We start from the raw sequence: 8733 nt of genomic DNA on the forward strand, positions 1-8733 counted from the left end.
CTGCGGTGGCTGCGCAAGCCCTTGGCTACGCTTCCTGCGCATTGGGCAAAGCAAGGCGCGAGGTATCTTCCTCGCCCTCCTCTGCACCTACACGCCCCTCATTCAGGCTGGCAATCCCTTCCGCAGTGATGTCACCCGTCACGTACACGCCGTCAAAACACGACGCATCGAACCCGACAATCGCACTGTTGAGCGCACCCACAGCCCTCTTCATGCCATCTACATCCTGATAGATGAGAGCGTCGCAGCCGATGGCCTGGCGAATCTCTTCCACCGTGCGGCCATGCGCCACCAGTTCGCTGCTGGTAGGCATGTCGATGCCATACACGTTGGGGTAGCGCACGGGYGGCGCCGCGCTGGCCAAGTACACCTTGCGGGCCCCCGCGTCGCGTGCCATCTGCACGATCTCGCGGCTGGTGGTGCCGCGCACAATAGAGTCATCCACCAGCAGCACGTTGCGGCCTTTGAATTCGCTGCCAATCACATTGAGCTTCTGGCGCACCGACTTTTTGCGCACGCCCTGCCCGGGCATGATGAAGGTGCGGCCCACGTAGCGGTTCTTGACGAAACCTTCCCGGTACGGGACGCCGAGCAGATGTGCCAGCTGGGTAGCGCTGGGGCGGCTGGACTCGGGGATGGGGATGATCACATCGATCTCGTTGGGCGGCACGGTGGACACCACACGCTTGGCCAAGGCTTCACCCAGGTTCAGACGGGCCTGGTAGACCGAGATGCCGTCAAGCACCGAATCGGGCCGCGCAAGGTACACAAACTCAAAGATGCAAGGGTTGAGCTGCGGATTCTCTGCACACTGGCTGGCGTGAACCTGTCCGTCCAGCGTGATGAAAATCGCTTCGCCCGGATTGATGTTGCGCTCGAACACATGGGAGGTGCCCTCCAGCGCCACCGACTCACTGCCCACCATCACGGTGCCGTCSKSGCTGCGGCCCATGSMCAGCGGGCGGATGCCGTRSGGGTCGCGGAAGGCCAGCAGRCCGTGGCCKGCGATCAGCGCGATCACAGCATAGGAACCCTTGATGCGCTTGTGCACCGCACGCACGGCAGTGAAAACGTCCTCGGGCTGCAGAGGCACGCCCCGCGTGGCGCGTTCGAGTTCGTGCGCAAACACGTTCAGAAGGACTTCCGAATCACTTTCCGTGTTGGTGTGGCGGTGGTCCGTCTGGAACAGCTCGGTGCGCAGTTCGCGGGCGTTCGTCAGATTACCGTTGTGCACCAACACGATGCCGAACGGGGCATTGACGTAAAACGGTTGCGCCTCTTCTTCGCTGTAGGCGTTGCCGGCGGTGGGGTAACGCACCTGGCCCAGCCCCACATTGCCCGGCAGAGCGCGCATGTTGCGCGTGCGAAAAACGTCGCGCACCATGCCCTTGGCCTTGTGCATGAAGAATTTGCGGCCCTGCTGGGTCACGATGCCAGCAGCATCCTGGCCACGATGCTGCAAGAGCAGCAAAGCGTCATAAATCAGCTGATTGACGGGCGCAGGACTGACGACGCCGACGATTCCACACATAGTTGTATTCCATCCGTTTGCGGGAACAGCCCCGCGGTCATCCAACGGCAGCAGCTTCTGGCCGCTACCGCTTCGATCTCACGAAGGCAGATGCCTTCCAAATTCGTCCGGCAGCGCCGGTTTCAACCCCTTGAGCACTTCGGCCAAGACCGGCGCGCCCCGCGACTCCTGCCACCACTGTGCCTCGTGCACGGGGGTGATGCCAGCCACCACGGCCACAGCAAGCAACAAAACGAGGCCGCGCAACACACCAAAAACAGCGCCGAGGGTGCGGTCCGCCGGGCGCAGCCCTACAGCTTCCACCAGCTTCTTGGCCAGCCATGCCAGAAAACCACAGGCAAAAACCGAAGCCACAAACACCACGACAAAACCGGCTGCATACCGCAGCGACTCGCCCGACCCACCCATGGGCAACAAGGCTGCTGCATCGGCCGCAAACCATTGCGCCACAAAAAAAGACGCCACCCAGCCCAGCACCGACAGCACCTCAAACACCAGTCCGCGCCAGGCACCTATCAGCATGGAGGCCAGCAACACGGCCACAAACACCCAATCCAACGCAGCCATGGACAAGCGGCAGCCTGATCAATGTTTACAGGGTGAGCACCGACGCCGACAGGTCCAGCGCCTTGATGCGCGCCGCCGCCTTGTCTGCCTCTGCCCGGTTGGTGAACGGACCCACGCGCACCCGGGTGCGCTTTCCGTCCTTGGTGTCCACCACCTGCGTATAGGTCTTGAGACCCGCCCGTTCCACCTTCGTGCGTGCTTCGCGGGCCTTTTCGGCATCAGCAAACGCCCCCACCTGCACGATGAAGCGCGCTTCCTCGGCACTGGCGGCGGCTGGCGCCTCGGTGCTGCGGCCTTCCAACAGGGCGCGGGCTCGTGCCGAATCGTCAGCACGTGCAGGCTTGGGTTCAGGGACGGGAGAAGGTGCGGGAGCAGCAGGCGGCTTGGCCTCGTGTTTCACCTCGGGCTTTGGGGGGGCAACCGCTGGGGCTGGCGCAGGTTTGGCCGCTGCTGTACGAGCGCTAGGCACCAGTTCTTCACCGTCTGCCAAGCCATTGGCTGCGGCAGTGCGCGAAGGCGCAGGCCGCTGCGCAGCAGCCGTCGGGGCTGGTTCTGGGGTGGAGGGTGCAGCAGGCTTGGCAGCAATAGTTTCAGCCACTGGTGCAGGCACCACCAGGGGAGCCACCTTGTTGCGGTCTGGGATCTCGATGGGAATGTCCACAGGGATAGGCCGTGGCTGGGTATCAAACAGCAACGGAAACCCGATGACCCCCACCAGTACCAGCACTGCAGCGCCGATCAAACGGTGCCGGGCGCGGCGGCGCATCACTTCGATGCTCTCAGCCTGTGGTGTGCGCGGGCGCTTGGACGGCTTTTCGGCCTGTTGCTGCTCACCCTGACCGGGCCACCGGAACTTGAAAAATGCCATGGACTAAGGACTCGTGAGGCGCTCAAGCGCCCATATGTTTGGCGTGCAAGCGGGGTGTTCCATTGATCAACACCCCACCCACCGTGTAGAACGAGCCAAAGACCACGATTCTATCAGCGGGGTCTGCGGCGGCCACCGCCGCCTGCAAGGCCTGCAGTGGGTCGGCATGCAAGCTGGATGCAACGTCCCGGCGACCGCCCGCCACCATATGCACGGCATTCCACTTCTGCTGCAACACGGTGGCCGACTCAGCGCGCGGAGTGGGCAGATCGGTGAAATACCAACGATCCACCAGAGGCCCGACCTTGGCCAGCATGGGCGCCAGGTCCTTGTCCGCCATGGCGCCAAACACCGCGTGGGTGACGGGGAAGAACCCCATCGCATCCAGGTTGGCCGTGAGCGCCGCCACGGAGTGCGGGTTGTGCGCCACATCCAGCACCAGGGTCGGTTGCCCCGGCACAATCTGAAAGCGTCCCGGCAACTCCACCATGGCCATGCCGTTGCGCACGGCCTGGGCGGTCACCGGCAGCCGATCGCGCAATGCCTCAAAAGCGGCGAGCACGCCCGAGGCGTTCACCAGCTGGTTGGCCCCCCGCAACGATGGGTAGGCCAGCCCGGCATAGCGCCGCCCCCGGCCAGCCCAGCTCCACTGCTGCTTGTCGCCCGAGAAATTGAAATCGCGCCCGAAACTCCACAAATCGGCGCCGATCTCCCGCGCGTGGTCGACCACGCTCTGCGGCGCCATGGGATCGCTCACGATGGCTGGGCGCCCCGTGCGCATGATGCCCGCCTTTTCGCGGCCAATGCTCTCGCGGTCCGGGCCCAGAAATTCTGTGTGGTCGATATCGATGCTGGTGATGATGGCGCAGTCGGTGTCGATCGCGTTCGTGGCATCCAGACGTCCTCCGAGGCCGACTTCGAGAATTGCCACATCCAGCAACGCATGGCTCATCAACCGCAGGATGGCCAGGGTGGTGAACTCAAAGTACGTGAGAGACACCTCGTTGCCGTTCTGGGTTCTGGCGCTCTCCACCGCCTCGAAATGGGGTACCAGGTCCGCCGCCGACACGATTTCGCCATGCACACGGCAGCGCTCCTCAAAGTGCACCAAATGCGGTGAGGTGTAGACGCCGGTGCGATAACCCGCCTGCAGCGCCACCGCTTCGAGCATGGCGCAGGTCGATCCTTTTCCGTTGGTGCCCGCCACCGTGATCACCGGGCACTCGAACCGCAGCGCCATGCGGCGGGCGACTTCGGCGACCCGATCCAGGCCCATATCAATGTTGCGGGGGTGCAGCTGCTCGCAATGGCGCAGCCAGCCTTCCAGGGTGTGGGGTTTGGTTTGCATACAGCCGGGGATTGTCGCCGAGCCAGCATTCACCCCCGCGATTTCGAGGATGATGCGCGGCATGAATACCGCCATCACCGTCTACGGCATCCCCAACTGCGATACCGTCAAAAAATCCCGCGCCTGGTTTGCAGAACAAGGGCTGGAAGTCCAGTTTCATGACTTCAAAAAGCAAGGCGTTCCCACCGAGCTGCTCCCTGGCTGGCTGAAGGCCGTGGGCTGGCAGAAGCTGGTCAATCGTCAAGGGACCACCTGGCGCAAGCTGGACGCAGCCACACAGGCATCGGTGCAGGACGACGCGAGCGCCAGTGCGCTGATGCAGCAACAACCCAGTGTGATCAAGCGCCCCGTGGTGCAGTGGCAGGACGCCCAAGGCCTGCATGTGACCGTCGGATTTGTGCCGGAGCAGTGGCCTGGCGGGCCGAATGGCGCATCCAAGGGCTGACTTGGGACGGGGAACGCGGGAAAATCGCACAAATCTTTACGCAGATTTACGGCGTCCGGGCCCCGAATTGACCTTGCGGGCCTAAACTTTTCTGCAGTCTGGTGCGTTATGTACCGACCCGAAAGGAGTTTCTCCATGAAAAAGATCGTCATTTTTTCTGCCCTGGCAGCCGTCGCCGTAGTGGCCAGCGCTCAGGAACAAGGCCGTGTGCTGTCTGCCACGCCCATCATTCAGCAGGTCGGCGTTCCGCAGCAGGTGTGTGGCAACGAGACCGTCTACAACGGCAACCGCACGACGGGCGCCGGCGCTGTGATTGGCGCGATTGCCGGGGGCGCGGTGGGCAATACCATCGGCAAGGGCAGCGGTCGCGCAGCAGCCACCGCCATCGGGGTGCTGGGTGGCGCCGTAGTAGGCAACCAGATCGAGGGCAACGGCCAGCCGCAGTACCAGAACGTGCAGCGTTGCTCCACCGAGACGTACTACGAAAACCGTACCGTAGGCTACAACGTGGTGTATGAATACGCAGGCCGCCAGTACACCACCCGCACCCAGAACGACCCAGGCCGCTGGATCCCGGTGAACGTRCAGCCCGCTGGCCAGACCTATTCCACACAACCCGACCCGTATGCGGCCCAGGGTGTTTACAGCCAACCGGGTGTGGTGACCTCCACCTACCCCGTGCAGCCGGTGTACCAGGCGCCCCCCACCTATGTGACGCCCCCGGTGACGGTGATTGAATACGGCTACGACAGCGGCCGCCCCTACTACCCGCACCACCGCAACCCTTACTGGCGTTGAAGGCTGGCGGCATAGCCGCACAAGCCAGTGAACAAAGAGCCCTTCGGGGCTCTTTTTCTTGGTGCAAGCGGCGGCGGGCATGGGTTTCGTTGGTTCGCACAGCCCAATGCGTCAGCACCCTGCCCTAAAATCGCGGGTTTCCTCCATTCCTACCCGCGCATCCATGACCACCGAAAAAATCGACGGCGTGTCCGTCACCACCCAGGCCAATGTGTACTTTGACGGCAAGTGCGTGAGCCACGGCATCACCTTCCCGGACGGCACGAAGAAGTCGGTGGGCGTGGTGCTGCCCGCAACGCTCACGTTCAACACCGGCGCCCCTGAAATCATGGAATGCGTGGCGGGCTCGTGCGAATACAAGCTGGCCGGTACCGATGCATGGGTGAAATCGTCCGCAGGCGAGAAGTTCAGCGTGCCCGGCAACTCCAAGTTCGACATCCGCGTGACCGAGGCCTACCACTACATCTGCCATTTCGGCTGAGATGTTCGGGCTGAAATTTTATTGATTTTGGCCTCTAGCGCTAGTACACAATGCGCTGGCAGCTATCATTTTTGAAGAAGACTCCATGGCAACCATCCTCCAGAACCTCCCCCTCGGCCAAAAGGTCGGCATCGCCTTCTCCGGCGGCCTGGACACCAGCGCCGCACTGCACTGGATGAAGCTCAAGGGCGCCGTGCCCTACGCCTACACCGCCAACCTGGGTCAGCCCGACGAGCCCGACTACGACGCCATCCCGCGCAAGGCCATGGAGTACGGCGCCGAGAAGGCCCGCCTGGTGGACTGCCGCACGCAACTGGCCCACGAAGGCATCGCCGCCCTGCAGGCTGGCGCCTTCCACATCAGCACCGGCGGCCTGACCTACTTCAACACCACCCCCCTGGGCCGCGCCGTCACCGGCACCATGCTGGTGGCCGCGATGAAGGAGGACGACGTCAACATCTGGGGCGACGGATCGACCTTCAAGGGCAACGACATCGAGCGCTTCTACCGCTACGGCCTGCTGACGAACCCCTCGCTCAAGATCTACAAGCCGTGGCTGGACCAACTGTTCATCGACGAGCTGGGCGGCCGCGCCGAAATGTCGGCGTTCATGACGCAGGCCGGCTTTGGCTACAAGATGAGCGCCGAGAAGGCCTACAGCACCGACAGCAACATGCTGGGCGCCACCCACGAGGCCAAGGACCTGGAGTTCCTGTCCAGCGGCATCCGCATCGTCAACCCCATCATGGGTGTGGCGTTCTGGAAGCCCGAGGTCGAAGTGAAGGCCGAGGAAGTGTCCGTGACCTTCAACGAAGGCCAGCCCGTGGCGCTGAACGGCAAGGAGTTCAACGACCCCGTCGAGCTGATCCTTGAAGCCAACCGCATCGGTGGCCGCCACGGCCTGGGCATGAGCGACCAGATCGAAAACCGCATCATCGAAGCCAAGAGCCGCGGCATCTACGAAGCCCCCGGCCTCGCGCTGCTGCACATCGCCTACGAGCGCCTGGTGACCGGCATCCACAACGAAGACACCATCGAGCAGTACCGCATGAATGGCCTGAAGCTGGGCCGCCTGCTGTACCAGGGCCGCTGGTTCGACCCCCAGGCCATCATGCTGCGCGAAACCGCCCAGCGCTGGGTGGCCCGCGCCGTGACCGGCACCGTGACACTGGAACTGCGCCGTGGCAACGACTATTCGCTGCTGAACACCGAGTCGCCCAACCTGACCTACGCACCCGAGCGCCTGTCGATGGAGAAGGTGGAAGACGCGCCGTTCAGCCCGCTGGACCGCATTGGCCAGCTGACCATGCGCAACCTGGACATCTCGGACACGCGCGGCAAGCTGGGTGTGTACTCGCGGGCGGGCCTGCTGTCGCTGGGAGGCAATGCAGCCCTGGCGCAGCTGGACAACGACCGCAAGTAAGGCAGCACTCGCCCCATGGGCCCCAAGCCTCCCAGGTTGCCACTGGGATCAGCTTGGCGGCTCATTTGGAGCAAAAATGGCTGGTAGCGCTAGTGAAAACTGCCTCTCCAGCTATCAATAGATGAGCAAAAGCCACCCTTGGGGTGGCTTTTTTGTTGGGGTCTCGTACCAGGCGCGACACCGGCCCTTTCGAGGCGCAGCGGTCGCCTCAGACTTCGCGCTACACGACCACCGGCTCGGGCTCCAGCCGGATGCCAAAGCGCTCGTACACGCTCGTCTGGATGGCCTTGGCCAGGGTCATCACCTCGCCCCCTGTCACGCTGTCAGCGCCCTGCCCCCGGTTGACCAGCACGAGGGCCTGCTTCTCGTACACCCCGGCCTTGCCGATGGATTTGCCTTTCCAGCCGCAGGCATCGATCAGCCAGCCCGCAGCCAGCTTGATGCTGCCGTCGGGCATGGGGTAGTGCACGATCTTGGGCTCGCGGGCGATGATGTCGGCGCACTGGTCGGGCGACACGGTGGGGTTCTTGAAGAAGCTGCCCGCGTTGCCCACCACGGCAGGGTCGGGTAGTTTCGCGCGGCGGATGTCGCAGACCCAGTCAAAAATTTGCTGGGCACTGGGGTGTTCCACCCCCGCCTCGGTGCGGCGGCGCTCCAGGTCCAGGTAGCCCAGCACCGGCTTCCAGGGCTTGGGCAGTCGAAAGCGCACATGGGTGATCACCGCCCGGCCTGCCAGCCCCATGCCGCGCGGCAGCCCGCTGCCGTCCTGCGCTTCGGAAGGTGCATGCTTGAAAACGGAATCACGGTAGCCAAAACCGCATTGCGCGGCATCCAGGCTGAACGACTGGCCCGTAGCCAGGTCAATGGCGTCGAGCGACTCAAAACGGTCCTGCAGCTCCACGCCATACGCGCCAATGTTCTGGACGGGCGATGCCCCCACCGTGCCCGGGATAAGGGCCAGGTTCTCCAACCCGGGATAGCCGTGCGCCAGCGTCCAGGCCACGGCTTCGTGCCAGACTTCGCCAGCACCCGCCTCCACGATCCAGGCCTTGGGCGTTTCATCCACCAGGCGCAGGCCCTTGATTTCCATCTTGAGCACGACGGACTTCACGTCACCGGTCAGGATGATGTTGCTGCCGCCGCCCAGCACAAATTTCGGTGCGGGCGCGAGCTGGGGGGCTGCCAGCACAGCCCGCAGATCGTCCACCGAATGCACTCGCACCAGGGTTTGGGCGCGCGCGGCAATGCCGAAGGTGTTGCAGGGCTGTAAAG

At 63.6% G+C, this 8733-nt stretch carries 9 protein-coding genes; 4 read left to right on the top strand and 5 right to left on the bottom strand.

All coding sequences use genetic code 11. The features are described 5' to 3' along the window. Nucleotides 1–25: 25 nt before the first annotated feature. The 4 genes from purF to folC all read right to left on the bottom strand — a co-directional run bounded on the left by purF (nt 26) and on the right by folC (nt 4314). Nucleotides 26–1531, bottom strand: coding sequence for an amidophosphoribosyltransferase (gene purF, locus AC04MI_RS21090; RefSeq protein ID WP_476498607.1), 1506 nt, complete (start codon nt 1529–1531; stop codon nt 26–28). 78 nt (nt 1532–1609) lie between these two features. Beyond that, a complete protein-coding gene (locus AC04MI_RS21095) occupies nt 1610–2098 on the bottom strand; it encodes a CvpA family protein (protein ID WP_121942709.1) in 489 nt (162 codons plus the stop codon). Between the two features lie 25 nt (nt 2099–2123). Then, nucleotides 2124–2966, bottom strand: a complete 843-nt coding sequence (locus AC04MI_RS21100) for an SPOR domain-containing protein (protein ID WP_436077126.1) — start codon at nt 2964–2966, stop codon at nt 2124–2126. 22 nt (nt 2967–2988) lie between these two features. Continuing rightward, complete coding sequence (folC, locus tag AC04MI_RS21105) at nt 2989–4314, bottom strand: bifunctional tetrahydrofolate synthase/dihydrofolate synthase (RefSeq protein WP_436077125.1); 1326 nt, start codon at nt 4312–4314, stop codon at nt 2989–2991. 61 nt (nt 4315–4375) lie between these two features. On the opposite strand from folC, the gene AC04MI_RS21110 reads away from it, so the two are divergent. From AC04MI_RS21110 to argG, 4 genes are all read left to right on the top strand, one after another. Beyond that, nucleotides 4376–4759, top strand: a complete 384-nt coding sequence (locus AC04MI_RS21110; protein ID WP_436077124.1) for an arsenate reductase — start codon at nt 4376–4378, stop codon at nt 4757–4759. A gap of 135 nt (nt 4760–4894) precedes the next feature. Further along, a complete protein-coding gene (locus tag AC04MI_RS21115; protein WP_056063736.1) occupies nt 4895–5557 on the top strand; it encodes a glycine zipper 2TM domain-containing protein in 663 nt (220 codons plus the stop codon). Between the two features lie 163 nt (nt 5558–5720). After that, nucleotides 5721–6038 carry a pyrimidine/purine nucleoside phosphorylase gene (ppnP, locus tag AC04MI_RS21120; RefSeq protein WP_015014470.1) on the top strand — a complete coding sequence of 106 codons (318 nt, stop codon included), beginning with the start codon at nt 5721–5723 and terminating at the stop codon, nt 6036–6038. Between the two features lie 85 nt (nt 6039–6123). Beyond that, nucleotides 6124–7461, top strand: coding sequence for an argininosuccinate synthase (gene argG, locus AC04MI_RS21125; protein ID WP_056063739.1), 1338 nt, complete (start codon nt 6124–6126; stop codon nt 7459–7461). 220 nt (nt 7462–7681) lie between these two features. Here argG and murB read toward each other — a convergent pair. Continuing rightward, nucleotides 7682–8733: UDP-N-acetylmuramate dehydrogenase (murB, locus tag AC04MI_RS21130; protein WP_476498608.1), on the bottom strand; the 1052-nt coding region annotated here is incomplete at its 5' end.

It is taken from the genome of Acidovorax sp. LjRoot204 (assembly GCF_056175785.1).